The organism is Aliagarivorans taiwanensis DSM 22990, from assembly GCF_000429505.1.
GTDB lineage: Bacteria > Pseudomonadota > Gammaproteobacteria > Enterobacterales > Celerinatantimonadaceae > Aliagarivorans > Aliagarivorans taiwanensis.
The window spans coordinates 106,814-125,457 of record NZ_AUBZ01000002.1; the positions used below are offsets into that span (position 1 = coordinate 106,814).

The following is an 18,644-nucleotide window of genomic DNA, read 5'->3' on the forward strand; positions in this document are numbered from 1 at the left end:
AGATCAAAGCAAAATGAATTGTTAAATTAAGATAATTCCAAGTAACATCTGGCGAAAATTTGATATGACAACATTTATTGCTGCTGTTTTGCTGAGTCCAGCATCCCGATGCCCATCGGGGAATTTTAAGTAGAGAGAGACAGTGTTAGATACGATCTTAGTTCGCGACATCATGGCGCGGGCTTCTGTATGTCTGCCATCCGATGTGTCACTAGGCGAAGCCCTGGAGACCTTGGAGCAGGCGCAACAGGAGTGTGCCCCAGTAGTGAACAGCGATGGAGAGCTGCTCGGTATTTTTTCTTTGCAAAACTGGCTGGTAGAGCTTTGGTGTCAGGACTACACCCCGCTCGCCAACGACCTCAAGGTGACTGAGCTGATGAGCAGTGACTTTGAAAGCACCAAACCTGGTGACAGCGTGCTGCAACTAGCTGAATTTATGAGCATTGCGCACGAACAAGTCTATCCAGTGACCAGCGACGGCATGCTCACCGCTACGGCAGCAGCACTGCTACCGCTGCGCGAGCGAGCCAGACGCAGCGCCACATCCCGACCCGCCAAGGTGATGGTTGTGGAGCACGGCAAGTTGATGGGCGAGATCACCCGTCAGCAAGTGGTTGCGCTGTTGCGGGATAAATTAAATTGATAGGACAGTGAAAACTGGCCACCTTCATACGTCGTGACTCGGCCTGGTGAGCATACCGCCGCCAGAATCGCTGTGTTTCGGCGCCTGATGAGCGCAAGTTCACGGGCATTCTTGTTTAACTTTTACTAATAGTTGGTTGAAAAATAATGGAACAGCTGTTGCACGTTTCAGCGTTTAATCATTTCTTCCTGGCGATGAGCATCGTCATCACCATGGTACTGGTGTCCCGTGCTGTGGTAGCCGGTACTAAGTACTCGTCGTTGTTGTTAATTGTGGTATTCGGCCTAGCCATGGGCTCGCTGCTGGTCCACAGTGGCATGGCTGGACCGGGCCTGGCTGAGTTCCCAGCAATCTTGCTGGTGGGCCAGACTACCGTGATCGCCCTGATTGCCTCGTTCTTCGTGGGCGGTCAGGAGATCAACCGCCTGCTGTCGAAAAAACAGCATAGCGATGACCACTTTGTACCTTCGCAAGAAGAAGCCATTGTCGGTACCAGCAGTACTCAGCTGGTATACATCATCCGCGCCTTCTTCCTGCTAATCGGTATCGAAGCCACTTACGTGCTGCTCTCTGGCCGTGCGCTTAACTTCCCATTGGGTGACTCTTACCTGCTGTTGGCCTACATCAGCCTGGTAGTGGCGATCATCTTCATCGATAACAAGGCGAAGTTTGCCAGCAAGCAGGTGTATATCCGCAAAGGTCTGGCTGAGATTGTCGCGATTGTATTGGTGCTGAAGGCCTCGCTGTTCTTGTCGTCGATGGTAGAGTCGGTGATTGCACTGCCGCAGATCTTCTTTGCGATGATCCTCTCATCGGGCTTGGGCGCATTGATGCCTAAGTGGAAGCTGGGTCCGACTATGAACGCGCTGCTGTTCGCCGGTATCCCAGTGGTGCTGGCTGCCAGCTTCTTGGTGGGTGGCTCGCACATGATTGAAGCATTCAGCCTACCGGGTCTGCAAAGCGTGATGCTGTTTGGCTTCTCGGGTCAGATCTTCTGGATGTTCGGCGGTCTGGCACTGCTTATCTTCCTGGGCCAAGCGAACCACGTACGTAACTTGGCGCCGGGTATGGCGGGTGGTCTGTCTCACTCGGGTCTGACCGGTGCGTGTAACGCCGGTGACTTCGGTGCCACCGCGGCATCGCGTGCGCCAATCATGATTAACGTACCGTTTATCGGCCACATCTTCGTATTTACCATCTTGGCGGCGAGCGCTGAGCGCGGCAGCATTATGCTGCAATGGACCTTACCGCTTATCGCGGCAGGTATTGCTTTTGTTGCGCTTGCTCTTAAAACCTTGCGCGGTGCTAACGGTGAAGCAGCTACTGAAGTAAAAGGCCTGATGCAGTTCTCGCTGGGTTGGCAGATCATTGCAGTGTTCGGTAGCTTCACCGCGCTGAACGTTGCAGGTATGTCGCTGGATCACGTATCCATGTCGGCGTCTTCGGCAATGTCGCACTTCGGTCTGTTTGCCGCTATCCAGAACGGTATGTTCGGTGACAGTGCTGCAAGCCTGATTACCTTCACCTTCGCGATGACCTTCCTGGTTCACCCGCTGGTATTCGGTCTGTTTGGCCGCGCCACCGAGAACCAAGGTCGTATGGCTGAGAAAGTGGTATTTGGCCTGGCGGCAATCGGTTTGACCGGTGTGCTGTACTCGCTGTTTACCATCTAAGCTTAACTATCGTAGATAGTGCTAAGCCAAGCCTTCGGGCTTGGCTTTTTTGCATCTGCAGCGCGGCCTAAGCACTCAGATTCTGCGAATCACGTCCACTAGTCCGATAGCAATGCTTACCCGCTCGCTTCGCTTCATAGAGCGCATCGTCGGCTTGGATGAGCAGGCGGTCTATGTCCTTGCGCTTCTCATCGCAACACAGGCCCATACTAATGTTGATGGTAATGTTTGTGTCGCCCACGGCCAGCGGTTGCTTGGCTAGATGGGCGAGCAGGGATTGCGCTAACGCACAAGCATGTTGGATGTCTGGGCAGGGCCATATCATCGCAAACTCATCGCCACCCATACGGGCAAACAAGGCATCGTCGGGCTGTTGCTGTTTGAACTCATTGGCGATATGGCATAAGGCTTGATCGCCAATTGGGTGTCCGTAGTTGTCGTTGATCTGTTTGAAATCGTCGATGTCGAACATCAGTACCGCGATAGGACTATGCTGTTGGCGCATCGGTTCAAACTGACGCTCCAAGGCTCGCCGATTGAGGATGCCGGTCAGCTCATCGGTATTCGCCATGGCGAACAAGCGAGACTGGTAGTGGTGAATATCTCTGATAAACAGATGACCGGTGATGGCCAGTAATACACAGCTGGTGATGAATACACTGACTAGCATCTCATTTTGTTCTTCTGAGCTAAGTATCACCATACTGCGACCTTGATAGCTAAACACGATCAACGCGAAGCACAGCGCAAGCAGCATGACTAACCAGCGGGTGAGTTGTTGTGGCTTGGGCCAAAACAAAAAGGCCACCGGAAAGGTGATTAGCAAATGCCAGTAAACCCCTGAGCCCATACCGAAGATGTAGGTAGAAGTCAGGGTGATATCGAGGCTGAATATGGTGAAAATCCACAACTTGGCAAATTCGTGCCAGCGCAGGTGATTCCAAAGCAGGGCGGTGAAATAGGCGAGCGCCAACATCCCTAGATAGACCGAGATAAACAGGGGGCTGATGTCGAAACTGAGCGCCTGAAAGATGCCATTAATCGTTGTCAGTGGCACAGCCCAAAGCGCCAACAAGTTTACGATGCGGGTTGGATACTGGTCTTCGTGCGCTTGTTGCGTCGTGCCGATGGCTAAGATGCGTTCAACGTGGGCTAACAGAAACAATCCTTGCTGGCTTAGCAGTTATGTTAACTAGTGTAGACCTTGGTTAATGCTCTCATAGCAATGCGATAAACTGGTAGGCTGGCGTTTCATAAGGATGGGCACTCAGCAGTGCTTGCTCGACAGCATCTTTGAGGGCGGCTTCGAGTACTAACTCCACTTTAAATTCGGTGAGCACTTCCACTTTGCCTTGTTGGCCAATGAAGGCATCAGCGCCAGCCAGTGGACGAAACTGTCCGCGACCTTCGGTAACCCAGCAGCAACTGTCGTAGTTGCCAATGCGACCGGCACCGGCGGCGAATACCGCCTGCTTAGTCGCCTCAAGATGGGATTCGGGAACAAAGAACTCAAGTTTGATCATGGGGGCTCCTAAAGTAGCGGGCTAATCAGGTGAACAAAGTTCTCGGTGATGCGCCGGTGTAAGGGCCGCTTACGCCAACGCAACAGCTCAACCAACTCGCTACGTGCGCGGTAGCTCTGGATAATCCGGCACAGATCGGCGCAGTACTCTTGATCGTCGATGATGCTAGTCACCTCAAAATTGAGGGTGAAGCTGCGCATATCCAGGTTGACCGTGCCAACCAGCGCGACACTGTTGTCGATCAGCAGGCTCTTGGTATGCAGTAGCCCATCATTAAATTGATAGATCTTCACCCCCGCTTCCAACAGTTCCTGATAGAAGGAGTGGCTGGCATAGCGCACTAAGCGAGAGTCGTTACGCTTGGGCAGGATCAGTTGCACATCCACCCCACGCAGCGCGGCGCTGACCAGTGCGGTGTGCAGGCTTTCGTCGGGCACAAAATACGGCGTTGTAAGGATGATCTGGCTGCGCGCCACATAGATGGAAGTGAGCAGCAGGCGCAGGATATGTTCACCGAAGATACCCGGACCAGAGGGCAGCAGTTGCACGGTTTGGTTACCCGCAGGAGCAATCGAGTTTAGCTTGCTGAAATCTTCCAGCACACTGATGCCGGTTTCCATCTCATAGTCGTAGGCGACGATGGCATCGAGGTTAGCCGCAGCGGGGCCTTTGATGCGGATCATCAGGTCGACCCACTGGCCGAGCTGAGGGTCGCGATTAAAAAAGCGTGGGTCCACCAGATTCATCGAGCCGACGTAGGCAATCCGGTAGTCGATGGCGACAATCTTGCGGTGCAGCCGCAGATCAATCCGTTGCAGCAGCATCCTCAACGGGTTGGCGTGCAGCGCCTCGACCAGTTTTACGCCATGCTGGCGCAGCTGCTCGCTCCAGGGCGAGCGCAGAAAGTTACGCGAGCCCACCGAGTCGACCAGCAGAATCACTGCCACCCCGCGCTGGACGGCGTCGCACAGGGCTTGCAGGCACTGATCGACTAGCCCGCCGGTCTCTACGATGTAGAACTCGAGCAAGATCCGCGATTCGGCATCATCGATATCCTGTTTTAGCCGCTGTAGTGCCTGCAGCGAGTCATCGTAGTTTTCCAGCTTGTTGCCGGTGGTAATCGGCAGCCCCAGCAGGCCTTGGGTGAGGCGGTTGAGTGGCTCGGCGGTGGGTGATTGGGCGGTTTCTGTGGTGAAGGCCGACTGGCGTGAACGGTTGATATTGAGCTTGTACTTGCGCTCCATATTGCGGGCGCGGCGGGCACGAAAGCGACCCAGATAGCGCTCACCAAAGGCTTGGTAGCAGACTACTCCCAGCAGTGGAATGGCATAGATAAGGAGTAACCAAGAAAGGGTGACCCCAACCGGACGGCGTTTAAGGATGACCTGCACGGTGGTTGCGCCAACCATCAGGGCGTAGGCTGCGACAACCAGCCAAGAGAATACGGTTGAAAACACTCAGCCTCCGCACTAACCGTTTGATAGCCAGAGTCTACTGGCTAGGCTTTAAGGCTGACAAGTATTGTGTTGCAGATCTGCCTTAGCCCAGCAGATCGTCGGCCACTTTGTAGCTGGGATCTTCGATATAGTTTACCTCGATAAGATCGCCGGCCTTGCGCAGCAGGCGCTTGCAGTCGGGGCTTAGGTGTTTGAGGTGCAGCTGCTTGCCTTCCGCTAAGTAGCGCTCTGCCAAAGTGTCGATGGCATCGATGGCGCTATGGTCCACCACCCGTGAGCGCGCAAAGTCGATCACCACATCTTGAGGGTCGTTCTTGGCATCGAACAGCTCTAAGAAGTTGGCGGTGGAGGCGAAGAACAGCGGGCCGTTGAGTCGGTAGGTTTTGCTTTCACCGTCGATGGTGGAAATCGCATGGATCTGCTTGGCGTGTTTGTAAGCGAACACCAGCGCAGAGACAATCACCCCAACGAATACCGCAATGGCCAGATCGGTGAAGATGGTCACTACGGTCACCAGTACGATCACGATAAAATCAGCCCTTGGCACCTTGCGGAACATGTTCAGGCTGGCCCACTCGAAGGTGCCCAATACCACCATAAACATCACCCCGACCAAGGCGGCCAGCGGGATCTGCTCGATAAGGCTGGAGCCAAACAGGATAAAACACAGCAGCGCGAGAGCGGCGGTAATGCCCGACAGGCGACCACGGCCACCGGAGCGAATATTAATCATGCTTTGGCCGATCATTGCACAGCCGCCCATGCCACCAAACAAGCCGGTTACCACGTTGGCAGTACCCTGGCCGATGCACTCACGATTACCGCGGCCACGGGTGTTGGTCATCTCATCGACCACGGTCAGGGTGAGCAGCGATTCAATCAAACCGATCGCCGCCAAGATCAGTGCGTAAGGGAGGATAATCTTCAGCGTTTCCAGGTTAAACGGCACGCTGGGAATGGCAAAACTTGGCAGGCCGCCGGCAATTGAGCTCGCCGGATCGCCAGTCATGGAGCGGACAAAATCCACCACGGTGCGAGTGTCCAGAGCGGCCAGCTGAACCAGCGCCGTTACGCCAACAATCGCCACCAGGGAAGCGGGTACCGCAGTGGTTAGCTTGGGCAGGAAGTGAATCACCGCCATGGTTAGCGCGACCAAGGCGAGCATGGTGTAGAGCTGAGTGCCTTGCATCCACTGTAGTTGGCCGTCTAAATCCGGGATCTTAAACTGCCCAAGCTGGGCCAGGAAAATCACGATGGCCAAGCCATTCACAAAGCCGAGCATCACTGGATAAGGTACCATGCGGATAAACTTACCGAGGTGGAATACCCCGGCGAGGATCTGCAGTATCCCCATAAGCACCACCGTGGCAAATAGGTACTGCACGCCATGTTCGGCGACTAGTGCCACCATCACAACTGCCAGTGCGCCGGTTGCGCCAGAGATCATGCCCGGACGACCACCCATGATGGAGGTAATCAGGCCCACCATAAATGCCGCGTACAGGCCCACCAAGGGTTCGACTCCAGCAACAAAGGCGAAGGCGACCGCTTCTGGCACAAGGGCCAACGCGACCGTAAGGCCGGAAAGCAGATCATTTTTGACACTGACACCCTTAAACTGGGGGAACTCGAACATGGTTATATCCCTATCATGACGTTGGTTGGCTTCGTTACACGAAATCGCCGCGAGTCTAGCATCATATGTGATCATCATCAAAAAAAGCTGATGCTTTAATCTTCTGCTACAAACCCTTAGATCTCCTCTAGAGCTGGAGATAAGTGCTTGAATCAGACATACTTATTGCTCGTGACTCAGGGTATGGAACTGTGAACACTCTCGCTGCCAACACTACAATGCGCCGGGCTTTGCATCATCTTTGGCACTTTAGCATCGCCTTGGTGCGTCGCCTGCAACACGACCGCTTGACCATGATGGCGGGCTCCTTGGCCTACGTCACCCTGCTGTCTTTGGTGCCTCTAGTCGCTGTCACCTTTTCTATTATTAGTGCTTTTCCGATGTTTGCCGACTTTCAGGGCTTGATTGAAGACTTTGTTTTCAACAACTTTGTGCCGGCGGCCGGGGCGGTGGTGAAGCAAAACCTGCGCGGTTTTGTCGAGAACGCTTCGCGTATGACTACCGTGGGGGTGTTGGCGCTGATGGTGGTGGCCTTGCTGCTGATCTCCGCCATCGACAACAGTTTAAATAAGATCTTTCGGGTGCAAGCGCACCGGCGTTGGACCCGTGCCTTTCCCATGTATTGGACGGTTCTGACGCTCGGCCCGCTGTTAATGGGCGGCAGTCTGGCGGTAAGCTCCTACCTGCTGTCGCTGCAGCTATTTCGTGAAACGGCCGTCACCTCGCTACTTAGCGAACTATTGCGCGGGCTGCCGTTTATCTTTTCGGTGGGCATGTTTTGCTTGCTGTATCTGATGGTTCCCAACCGGCGAGTGCCCTTTATCCATGGTCTGGCTGGCGCGGTGGTGGCGGCCTTGCTGTTTGAGTTGGGTAAGCGCGGCTTCGCTATCTATATTGCATCCTTCCCGACCTATCAGCTGATCTACGGCGCCCTTGCTAGCATCCCGATCTTGCTGGTGTGGATCTACCTTAGTTGGGTGGTGGTGCTGTTTGGCGCCGAGTTTACCGCGGCACTGGACGAGTACCAGCAAGTGCAGCGGCAGGCTCAGTTATCATCGGGACCACAAGCTCTGGATCAAGCCAGCTCGCCTCAGCAAGCGAAGCAAAAGCAACAAGAACAACAACAGGAACAAGCATGATTGCATTAATTCAACGAGTGTCTCAGGCCAGCGTCAGCGTGGCTGGTGAGACGGTAGGGGAAATCCAACAAGGGCTGCTGGTTCTGCTGGGCGTGGAGCAGGGCGACGACGAGCAAAAAGCAAATAAGCTGTGCGACAAGGTCATCAAGTACCGCCTGTTTGCCGATGAACAGGGCAAAACCAACTTAAACGTCCAGCAAGTGAATGGCTCGCTGTTGGTAGTATCGCAGTTTACTTTAGTGGCAGATACCGACAAGGGGCTGCGCCCCGGCTTCTCGCGTGGCGCTTCTCCGGAGCAGGCCAAACACCTTTATCAGTACTTTAGCGAGGCTTGCAAAGAGCGTGGCGTGCCCACCGAAAATGGCCAGTTTGCCGCCGATATGCAGGTCAGTTTGGTTAATGATGGACCGATGACCTTCTGGCTGCAGGTCTAGAGAGTCTTGCGCGCCGCCACATGAAACTCATGGCAAAAGCCCACAATTTTTGTCGTTTTTTTCTCAATCTGTGGCTTTGTCACATGCAAAGCCACTAGCCCCTAAGTAGTATCGCCTTACTTGGCGTTCCCCTTGGTAACGAGTATTTCGTTTATCTTCGATTAATTTGGGAGCGCGTCCAATTGAGCTCGTCCAATTGAGCTCGTCCAATAGAGCTAAGGCTAAGAGGTAAGGCTATGTTTCCCTATCAAAATTCCCAACTCGATACCGAACAGCGAATCGCCGATCTGTTGGCGCGCATGACCCTTGAAGAGAAGGCTGGTCAGCTATTGCAGCTACCCGCCCACAATCCAGAATACTTCGAACAGCTCGAAGAGATGCACATTGGTTCCTACCTGCATTGTACCGATCAGCAGATGCACCAACTGCAGCAGCGCGCTGCTAATACCCGCTTGGGTATCCCGCTAATTTTTGGTATCGATGCGATCCATGGTCACTGTCTGGAGAACGACACCACCGTGTTCCCCACCCAGCTGGCAACCTCCTGCTCGTGGGATGCGCAGTTGCATCGCGACATGGCTGAAGCGACGGCAAAAGAAGTGCGCGCCTGTGGTCACCACTGGACCTTCTCGCCGGTATTGTGTGTGGCGCGCGATGCGCGTTGGGGCCGGGTGAGCGAAACCTACGGTGAAGATCCTTGGCTGATTGGCGAGCTGGCTGCGGCGACCATTGAAGGCTACCAAGGCGAGCAGATTGGTGGCGCTGAAAGTATCTTGGCCTGTGCTAAACACTATGTTGGCTACGGCGATACTCTAGGTGGCCGTGACTCTTACGAGGGCGATACCTCCAAGCGCAAGCTGCTATCGACCTTCTTGCCACCCTTTGAAAAAGCGGTGAAGCAGGCCAACTGTGCCAGCCTGATGACCGGCTATCACTCGATGGATGGCGTGCCGGCTACCAATAACAGCTGGCTGTTGCGTGATGTGGCCAAGGACGACTGGGGTCTGGAAGGGTTTATCGTGACCGACTGGGAGAACGTCACCTCGCTGCATACCAAGCAGGGCGTTGCCGAGAGCCGCAAACACGCCAGCTATCTCGCCTTGGCGGCAGGTAACGACATGATGATGTCGAGCCCGCACTTCTATCAAGACTGTGTTGAGTTGGTCAATGAAGGCCAGCTAGATATCGCGCTGGTGAATGATGCGGTTGCCCGTATCCTGCGTATGAAGTTCAAGCTAGGCCTGTTCGATGAGCAGCGCTTCGCTGATGTCAGTAAGAAAGCTCAGGTGATCGGCAACGACGCCCACTGGGATCTGTCGCTGCAAGCCAGCCGCAAATCCATGGTGCTGCTGAAAAACGATGGCATCCTGCCGCTAGAGAGCGATCGTCTGCAACGGGTGCTGCTGGTGGGGCCAAACTGTGATGACGTGGTGGCGCAACTCGGCGACTGGTCGTTCGGCTCCATGCAAGCCGGCGCGGCCGATGACAGCTTCCACCGTGAAGATACCACCACAGTGCTGGACGCCTTCAAACTGGCGGCTGAGCGCTATGGCTTCCAGCTGGACTACCTCAAAGGCGCAGATTGTGTCGATGCCGAGTTTAACGAAATCAGCGAAGCAGTTGAGCTGGCTAAACAAGCCGATCTGGTGGTGGCGTGTGTGGGAGATACCCTGCGTTTGAACGGGGAGTTTCATGACCGTGCGATGCTCGATCTCACCGGGCAACAACAGGCCTTGCTGGAAGCGGTACAGCAAACTGGTACGCCGCTGGTGGTGAACTACATCGCCTCTAAACCGCTGACGATTCCGTGGATTAAGGAGCATGCCAACGCACTGCTGTGCGCCTTCAACCCGGGCTGTAAAGGCGGTCAAGCGATCGTTGAGACCCTGTTCGGCGAGATTAACCCAAGCGGTAAGCTGACCATCAGCTTCCCGCATCATGTGGGGCAGCTACCGGTTTACTACAACAAGTTCCAAGGTTGGCATGCGCAAAACTCGCAATATCTGGATGGCCAGGAGCGCTACATCGACCTGCCAATGGAACCATTGTTCGCCTTTGGTGAAGGCTTGCAGTACACCACTTACCGCTATCAGGATATGCAGCTTAGCGCTAGCGAGTTACGCACTGGTGAGGTACTAACCGTGAGCGTTGAGGTGAGCAACACCGGCGAGCGCGACGGTGAAGAGATTGTGCAGTTGTATTTTAACGACATTTACAGCTCCGTGACCACGCCAATCCAAAACCTGTGCGCCTACCAGAAAGTGTCGCTCAAAGCTGGTGAGTCAAAGCGGGTGAGCCTCAGCTTAGCGGTGGATGAACTGTATGTGATTACGCCGGAGCTTGAGAAGCGTGTCGAAAATGGCGATTTCGAGGTCATGGTTGGCGGATCGAGCAAACCTGATTCACTATTGTGTAAGCGGTTTACTGTTGTCGGTTAGTCCGACGCCAGGCCTTGTCACACAAGGCCTGGCGCTGTTTAGCTCGGCGCCAAGAGTGGACCGATGTCACACCGCTGAATCTTAGCAAGTTGTTGTAAAATAAGCGCTTATTCACATGAACTTGGTGTAAGGTGATTTTTTTTCGATGAAATTACATCAGCTTGCGGAGAAAAGTTGCTGCTGTTCACAGAATCGACGGTCAGCTTTGATACTCAATTGACTTTAGTTCGAGGGATCAGTGATAGTCAGTGTAAGCGCTTTCAATATGCCAATGTGGCGTTAATAACTAGAGTGGTTCAAAACCAAGAGTAGGTCAGGGGAAGTTGAGCGGTGGCAACGATTAAGGAAGTTTCAGAACTTGCACAGGTATCTCAGGCGACAGTGTCGCGGGTTATCAATGGTCACAAACGAGTTTCTGAGGCTAATCGAGAGCGAGTGCACAAGGCAATGAAAGAGTTGGGTTATCGCCCTAACTCATTTGCCCAAGCATTGGCGTCAAACCGCTCAAACAGCGTTGGCATGGTGGTCACCCATATCTCGGGTAACTTCTTTGGCCCGATGCTACATACCGTTGAAGAGACGCTGCGCGCGCAAGGTGTCCACCTGATTGCTGCGAGTGGCTACGACGACCTCGAGAAAGAGCGCGATGCGGTGCGTTTTCTATTATCCCGTCAGGTTGATGCGCTGATCTTGCATACCAATGCCTTGCCCGATGATGAGCTCATCGAGCTCAAGCAGCAAGGAACCCGAGTGGTTGTTATCAACCGCTTTATTCCTGAACTGGCTGAAGATTGCATCCGCTTGGACAACGAGCTAGGTGGTTACTTAGCGACTAAGCATCTGCTGGATCTGGGCCATAAAAAAGTTGCTCATATCTCAGGGCCGCTGCTCTACGAAGATGCCCGCGATCGCTTTAATGGCTATCGCAAAGCGCTGGATGAGCATGGGGTCGAGTTCGATCCGCGGCTAATCGTCGAAGGTAGCTTTATGGAAGACCGCAGCATGCCGGTTATCGAAAAGCTATTTAAGCGCGATGTAGAGTTCAGTGCCGTGTTCTGCGGCAACGATAACCTGGCGTTGCAGGTGTATGACTGGCTCTCACAAAACAACTACACACCGGGAGATCAATACTCGGTGATTGGGTTCGATGACATGGCTTTCGCCCGGCACCTGCGCCCGCGCTTAAGCTCCATCGATTTCCCGATTATAACCATGGGCAAACTCGCCGCTGAGTATGCTCTGGATAAAGACAGTACCCGACAGCGAAACAGCAATCTTCGTCTGGAGCCTTCTTTGATGGCCCGAGACTCCTCTGCTAATCGTCGCTGCTGAAGGAAAATGACTAAAAGAATTGAGGGGGCCATCGAGCCCTTAAGTTTAATGCGCTGTTGTGCAGCTTGGAGAATTTAACGTGGCTTCGTTAACCTTTAAAAACGTAAAGAAGAGCTTTGGTAAGACCGAAGTAGTAAAGGGCTTTGACCTGGAAATTAAAGACGGCGAGTTCGTTGTTCTGTTGGGTGGTTCTGGCTGTGGTAAGTCGACAACCCTTCGAATGGTGGCTGGTCTTGAAAGCATTACCTCCGGTCAGATCCTGATTGGCGATCGTTGCATCAACGATGTTGAGCCGATCGACCGCGACCTGGCGATGGTATTCCAAAGCTATGCACTCTACCCACATATGACCGTGGAAGAGAACATCTGCTTCGCCCTAAAACTGGCGGGCATGAAAAAAGAAGAAATCCAGAAGAAAGTAAACTGGGCCGCCGAGATGCTGCAGCTAACTCCGCTGCTGCAACGCAAGCCTAAGCAGCTTTCTGGTGGTCAGCGTCAGCGTGTTGCCATGGGCCGCGCGATGGTTCGTACTCCACAACTATTCTTGTTCGATGAGCCGCTGTCTAACCTGGATGCCAAACTGCGTGGCTTGATGCGCTCTGAGATTAAAGCGCTGCACCGTAAACTGGGCACCACCACTCTGTACGTTACCCACGATCAGGTAGAGGCAATGACCTTGGCTGACCGCGTAGTGATTATGGAGAAAGGCGTTATCACCCAGATTGGTACGCCGCACGAAGTATTCAGTAAGCCTGCCAACAAGTTTGTGGGTGGCTTTATTGGTAGCCCAACCATGAACATGATCCCAGCCAAAGTGCAGCAGAAAGACTCCAAGCTGGTACTGTCGATGTCAGACCAAGAGCTGCCATTGCCAGCGCAGTTTGAAGGTAAGGCACAAGCGGGTCAGGAAGTGACTGTGGGTATTCGCCCAACCGATATCCACCTACGTGAGAAGCAAGTGGCAGAAGGCTCAGCCCTGAAAGCCCACTGTAAGCTGAAGAACCACGAGCTACTGGGCGCAACCGTGCTGCTCAATGCCGAAATGGGTGGCCAAGCTATCGTGGCGGAAGTGCCAAACGAAGATGCTGAGTTACACGAAGACCAAGAGCTATTTATCGATACCAAGTCGTTCCACTTGTTCGATAAGAACAGCGAGCTGTCGCTAATCTAGTTCTGTATTCCCTTAACAAGGCCAGCCATCGTGCTGGCCTTTTTTGTACCCGCCGAATAGCTGCATCCTGTATCTTTCCAACCCTGCTCTAGTTGACCCACTCATTAATGAACTGTTCAGGCCGAGAGATACGGCGGGTTCGCTTACTTGTTCGCTTGCTGGATTGGCCGTAAATACATCAATCACTGAGCTACTGCTTTGATTGCGAACGATTACACTATCGTATGGGTTTTCGGTGGTAGACTAAAATATCGCCTATATCTTGTGGGTGGACATATGATCTAAATAATGGAGTGAGGGTAGCTCATTATGCTGCCTTTCACACGATTTCATAACTTGATTTGATCTGTGCAGATTTTTGGCTGTTGCCATGTGATATATCGCCCAAACTTCATTGAGCAGTTAATTAAACTGGTTTCCGATGTCCGCAAAGATTGGGCACACATTATTAAACCTATAAGGAAATCAGTTATGAAAATGAAAGCGCTTACAGTTGCAATGGCAGCGGCGATGGCAATGAGCGGTAACGCGATTGCTCAAGATGGTTTCAGCTTTAGCGGTTACGCCCGTTACGGTGCAACCTACCAAGCAAATGAAGATTCTCTGTATGTTGGCCCTGCGGGTGAAGTAAACGGCCGTAGTGCTGGTCGTTTGGGTAACGAATACAACGGTGGTGAATTCCAGTTTGACTACAACACTACTGCTGCAAGTGGTGCTCGTTGGAAAGTTGGCGTAATGCTGGATCACTGGGCTGCCTACGACTGGTATAGCTCTGGCGACGTAAACCTTAAGAAAGCGTTCGCTGCCGGTACCGGTATCTTTGCTTCACAACCTGATATGACGGTTTGGGCAGGTCGCGACTTCCACCAGCGTCCTCAAACCAATCTGATGGACTACTTCTGGATGACTCACGATGGTCAAGGTGGTGGTTTTGATAACTTGGATCTAGGCGGCGCTAAGATGAACCTAGGCTTTGTTGGCCAAGTTGACTGTAGCCACCCTGACCCAGATGTAAATGGCCATGGTTGTCACGGCAACGACAGCGGCGTTTACGCGATTACCAGTAAACTGCACTCGATTGAAGTTGGCGCGGCTACTGTAGATTTCTACGCTAACTACGGTTTCACCTCTGAAGCGATCGATACCGATGACGCAGGTATGGCCTCAAGCGCTTACCAATTGGCAGCAAACGTTAAGATGGCTGGCCACTCGTTGGTGGTTCGCTACTCTGACAATGCTCAAGATAGCGTATTTGACCTGAAAGAAGACTACAGCGCTTTGTTCGTACATATGGAAGGTGGCTTTGGTTTCTCTGAGCGCTCTGGTATGGACTACGGCATTGGCTATCAATCGGTAGATGCTGATGATGACGCAGAAGATCGCGTAAACTACAACGTGGTAGTACGTCCACATATCTCTTGGGATGACACCCACTCTACGTGGCTAGAAGCTGGCTACAGTGTGGTTGACTACGATGAAGGCTCTAAGAACTCTGCCTGGAAACTGACCCTGTCTCAAAACATGGCGGTGGGCCCTCACACCTGGTCTCGCCCAATGCTGCGTTTCTACGCAACTGTGGGTAATGCAGACAACAAGAACGACGGTACTGATCTAGATACCCTGACTCTTGGCGCAATGTGGGAAGCTTGGTGGTAAGTCTGGCTTAACCAAGTAAACACTGCCTTAACACTTAAGCCCCCGGTCCGGGGGCTTTTTCTACTCAATCCAGCCTCCAATGCATAGGCGACCAAGTACAGACCTATTTTCCGGCTCTCCGCGGTGAACAGCATGTTGAGCTTAACCTGTCAGCAGGCGATCTTTACCCTTCACTCCCTTGTTTTTTGCACTCTGAAACTCGCGCCAAAGCCCCATTGCATACTGTGCACACGATCACGCGAATGGTAGCGTTTTCAACGCTTCAAAGTTTCACCATGAAACCGCGGTCTTTGCTTTCATCGAAGCGATTGCTGATATTTATAGAAAATACTACTCGATAACCCTTCAGGCAGTTGCTTATTCATTTATAAGTCGAATAAAAAAAAGCTATAACTGTATAAAAGGGCTCTAGTGGTTGTTATGTCTATGTTTTCGCAATGTGATAGCGAGGCTTTTGTAGAGAATTGTCTCGTGAGTTTGATCTCGTTTCCAGCTTAGTTGCCTTCTTATAATTTTTCCAGTCGCCGAGGAAGTCAGCGTGGCGGCTTAAAAATAACAAACACAAGGAATTGAAATCATGAAATTGAAAGCGCTTACAATTGCACTAGTCTCTAGCGGCATGCTGTTCAGTGGCACTGCAGCAGCCGGCGAGTTTAGCTTTGGTGGTTACGCTCGCTACGGCGCGACCTACCAAGGCAGCGAAGATGCACTATACGTGGGTCCTGCAGGTGAACTGAATGGTCGCAGTGCCGGTCGTTTGGGTAACGAATATAACGGTGGAGAATTCCAGTTTAACTACCACACTGAAGCGGCAAGCGGTGCTAAATGGCAAGTTGGTGTAATGCTGGACCACTGGACTCAGTACGATTGGTGGAGCTCAGGTGATGTTGCTCTGAAAAAAGCCTTTGCAGCAGGTACTGGTATCTTCGCTTCTCAACCTGATATGACTGTATGGGCTGGCCGCCGCTTCCATCAGCGCCCTCAGACTAACTTGATGGACTACTTCTGGATGACTCACGATGGCCAAGGTGGTGGTTTTGATAACCTCGACTTGGGCGGCGCTAAACTAAACATTGGTCTTGTAGGTCAAGTTGATTGTGGTTCTCACCCAGGCGGTGCGGATGGCATTGGCTGTCACGGTAATGACAACGGCAAGTACGCCCTGACTTCTAAGCTACACAGCATCGGCATCGGTTCTGCTTCTCTTGATCTGTACGCTAACTACGGCTTTACTTCAGAAGCTCATCCTGACAACAGCACCAATGCTTACCAATTGGCTGCAAACTTGAAGATGGCTGGTCACTCATTGGTTGTTCGTTACTCTGATAACGCCAAAGACACAGTATTTGACCTAGTTGAAGACATGGAAGCGTTGTTCATCCACTTAGAGGGTGGCTTCAGCTTCTCTGACCGTGCAGGCATGGACTACGGTATCGGCTATCAAGACATGGATAAGTCTGCGACTAACTACAACGTGGTTGTTCGTCCACATATCTCTTGGAATGATACCCACTCTACCTGGTTAGAAGCGGGTTACAGTGTGGTTGATGTGGAAGGTCAAAGCAAAGACAACGAGGCGTGGAAGCTGACCCTATCGCAAAACATGGCGGTAGGCCCTCACACCTGGTCTCGTCCAATGCTGCGTTTCTACGCTACCGTGGGTGAAAATGACAACGCGGGTGTTACCCAAGATGTGTTTACTCTAGGCGCAATGTGGGAAGCTTGGTGGTAAGCCCTGCAACCGACGCATAGCTTAGTGAAGCCGCCTTAATAGGCGGCTTTATTTATCCCTTCCTTGCATGCGTGACACCACCAACTACTTCCACCTTATTTTCCGACCTTTCTACCCTGCCGAGCCCAACCAACTTATCAGCAAAAATTAATAGGAAGCATGCAAACCAGCTATGAATCCTGTTGCAAGGAGGTGCCTGAAACGGTGTGCTGAATCTCAAAAAATGGCGAGTTGCATCAGGTGCATAAAATCTCTATGAAATCGTTATCATGAATTTCATGACAGTAAAGTTTATAAAAGTGTGTTTATCCTGAGGTAAACGTCATCCCTAGGTCAATCTGTAGTCACTGGCATGCTGGTTTGAATCTTAAATGATGTTTTTGTTGGGTTGCTGAAATATATCTCTTTCTGCTGTCAGTGTGATCAAGCGGTTTCAAGCTTGCGAACGCTCGTGAGTTTGATCTCATTTCATCTTTTTTTGACTCCATATAATTTGTGACGTTAGCTCAGTGGCTTAGTTTCCTGCAGCTATCAAATAAAAAACAAATCACAAGGAATTGACATTATGAAATTGAAAGCGCTTACAATTGCACTGGTCTCGAGCGGCGTACTCTGCAGTGGTATTGCAACTGCTGGTGAGTTTAGCTTTGGTGGCTATGCCCGCTATGGTGCAACCTACCAAGCTGATGAGGACTCTCTATACGTAGCGCCTGCCGGTGACCTCAATGGCCGCAGTGCTGGTCGTTTGGGTAACGAATACAACGGTGGTGAATTCCAGTTTAACTACTTCACCGAGGCGGCTAGCGGAGCGAAGTGGCAAATCGGCGTCATGCTTGACCACTGGACCCAGTACGATTGGTGGAGTTCGGGTGATGTTGGCCTGAAAAAAGCCTTTGCGGCGGGTACCGGTATCTTTGCCTCTCAGCCTGATATGACAGTATGGGCGGGTCGTGATTTCCACCAACGTCCTCAGACCAACCTGATGGATTACTTCTGGATGACCCACGATGGTCAAGGTGGTGGTTTTAAGAATATGGACCTAGGTGGCGCTAAGCTGAACCTTGGCATTGTTGGCCAAATTGACTGTGGTACCCACCCGGGTGATGCTAATGGTATTGGCTGTCACGGTGGTGACAGCGGTAACTATGCTTTGACCAGTAAATTGCACGGTATTGGCTTGGGTAGCGCTACCCTGGACATCTATGCCAACTACGGCTTTACCTCGGAAGCGAAACCAGACAACGATACTAACTCTTACCAAATCGCTGCCAACGTTAAAATGGCAGGTCACTCGTTGGTGGTTCGCTACTCTGACAACACTAAAGATAGTGTTTTTGAGCTAACTGAAGGTAAGAAGGCTTTGTTTGCTCACTTGGAAGGTGGCTTCGGGTTCTCTGAGCGTGCTGGCATGGACTACGGTATTGGCTATCAGTCACTTGAAGAAGCTGATGATAGCGCTGATCGTGCCAACTACAACGTAGTGGTTCGCCCGCATATTTCTTGGGATGACACTCACTCAACCTGGTTAGAAGCTGGCTACAGCGTGGTTGATTACGATAATACCGATGCAACCAATACTGCCTGGAAACTGACCCTGTCGCAAAACATGGCGGTAGGTCCTAAGACTTGGTCTCGCCCAATGCTGCGCTTCTACGCAACTGTGGGTAACGCCGACAACGAAAGCAACAGTACTGATCTAGATACCCTGACTCTGGGTGCAATGTGGGAAGCATGGTGGTAAGCCCCGCCTCTTAACCATCTAAAATAGAAAAGCCGCCTGTAACAGGCGGCTTTTTAGTTCTGTTGAATC

14 protein-coding genes are annotated in these 18,644 nt (G+C 52.2%); 10 read left to right on the plus strand and 4 right to left on the minus strand.

Going from position 1 to position 18,644, the window contains the following annotated elements; all coding sequences use genetic code 11:
* Window positions 1-142 precede the first annotated feature (142 nt).
* Window positions 143-643: a CBS domain-containing protein gene (locus G462_RS0102075; protein WP_026957504.1), complete on the plus strand. Its 501-nt coding sequence runs from the start codon at window positions 143-145 to the stop codon at window positions 641-643.
* 146 nt (window positions 644-789) lie between these two features.
* Window positions 790-2,316 carry a hypothetical protein gene (locus G462_RS0102080; protein ID WP_026957505.1) on the plus strand — a complete coding sequence of 509 codons (1,527 nt, stop codon included), beginning with the start codon at window positions 790-792 and terminating at the stop codon, window positions 2,314-2,316.
* A 67-nt stretch (window positions 2,317-2,383) separates the two neighbouring features.
* Here G462_RS0102080 and G462_RS23730 read toward each other — a convergent pair whose 3' ends face one another.
* The 4 genes from G462_RS23730 to G462_RS0102100 all read right to left on the minus strand — a co-directional run bounded on the left by G462_RS23730 (window position 2,384) and on the right by G462_RS0102100 (window position 6,932).
* On the minus strand, window positions 2,384-3,481 hold the full coding sequence (locus tag G462_RS23730) for a GGDEF domain-containing protein (RefSeq protein WP_026957506.1): 1,098 nt from the start codon (window positions 3,479-3,481) through the stop codon (window positions 2,384-2,386).
* A gap of 52 nt (window positions 3,482-3,533) precedes the next feature.
* Window positions 3,534-3,839, minus strand: a complete 306-nt coding sequence (locus G462_RS0102090) for a YqfO family protein (protein ID WP_026957507.1) — start codon at window positions 3,837-3,839, stop codon at window positions 3,534-3,536.
* An 8-nt stretch (window positions 3,840-3,847) separates the two neighbouring features.
* Window positions 3,848-5,296, minus strand: a complete 1,449-nt coding sequence (cls, locus tag G462_RS0102095; protein WP_026957508.1) for a cardiolipin synthase — start codon at window positions 5,294-5,296, stop codon at window positions 3,848-3,850.
* An 82-nt stretch (window positions 5,297-5,378) separates the two neighbouring features.
* Entirely contained in the window at window positions 5,379-6,932 is a 1,554-nt protein-coding gene (locus tag G462_RS0102100; protein ID WP_026957509.1) for a SulP family inorganic anion transporter, read from the minus strand.
* A 191-nt stretch (window positions 6,933-7,123) separates the two neighbouring features.
* Between G462_RS0102100 and G462_RS21515 the strand changes: the two genes are divergently transcribed.
* The 8 genes from G462_RS21515 to G462_RS0102140 all read left to right on the plus strand — a co-directional run bounded on the left by G462_RS21515 (window position 7,124) and on the right by G462_RS0102140 (window position 18,575).
* Window positions 7,124-8,071 (plus strand): virulence factor BrkB family protein, encoded by a 948-nt coding sequence (locus G462_RS21515; RefSeq protein WP_245579517.1) that lies wholly within the window; start codon window positions 7,124-7,126, stop codon window positions 8,069-8,071.
* Window positions 8,068-8,505, plus strand: a complete 438-nt coding sequence (dtd, locus tag G462_RS0102110) for a D-aminoacyl-tRNA deacylase (RefSeq protein ID WP_026957510.1) — start codon at window positions 8,068-8,070, stop codon at window positions 8,503-8,505. The genes G462_RS21515 and dtd overlap by 4 nt, the downstream gene beginning before the upstream one ends.
* A gap of 236 nt (window positions 8,506-8,741) precedes the next feature.
* The gene (locus G462_RS0102115; protein ID WP_026957511.1) at window positions 8,742-10,943 is read left to right on the plus strand and encodes a glycoside hydrolase family 3 N-terminal domain-containing protein; all 2,202 of its coding nucleotides are present in this window, start codon (window positions 8,742-8,744) and stop codon (window positions 10,941-10,943) included.
* Between the two features lie 330 nt (window positions 10,944-11,273).
* Window positions 11,274-12,275, plus strand: a complete 1,002-nt coding sequence (locus G462_RS0102120) for a LacI family DNA-binding transcriptional regulator (protein WP_026957512.1) — start codon at window positions 11,274-11,276, stop codon at window positions 12,273-12,275.
* 79 nt (window positions 12,276-12,354) lie between these two features.
* Window positions 12,355-13,446 carry an ABC transporter ATP-binding protein gene (locus tag G462_RS0102125; protein ID WP_026957513.1) on the plus strand — a complete coding sequence of 364 codons (1,092 nt, stop codon included), beginning with the start codon at window positions 12,355-12,357 and terminating at the stop codon, window positions 13,444-13,446.
* Window positions 13,447-13,917: 471 nt separating this feature from the next.
* Window positions 13,918-15,102 carry a carbohydrate porin gene (locus tag G462_RS21520; RefSeq protein ID WP_051326469.1) on the plus strand — a complete coding sequence of 395 codons (1,185 nt, stop codon included), beginning with the start codon at window positions 13,918-13,920 and terminating at the stop codon, window positions 15,100-15,102.
* Between the two features lie 577 nt (window positions 15,103-15,679).
* Complete coding sequence (locus tag G462_RS0102135) at window positions 15,680-16,834, plus strand: carbohydrate porin (protein ID WP_026957514.1); 1,155 nt, start codon at window positions 15,680-15,682, stop codon at window positions 16,832-16,834.
* A gap of 565 nt (window positions 16,835-17,399) precedes the next feature.
* Window positions 17,400-18,575 carry a carbohydrate porin gene (locus G462_RS0102140; RefSeq protein WP_026957515.1) on the plus strand — a complete coding sequence of 392 codons (1,176 nt, stop codon included), beginning with the start codon at window positions 17,400-17,402 and terminating at the stop codon, window positions 18,573-18,575.
* Window positions 18,576-18,644 lie beyond the last annotated feature (69 nt).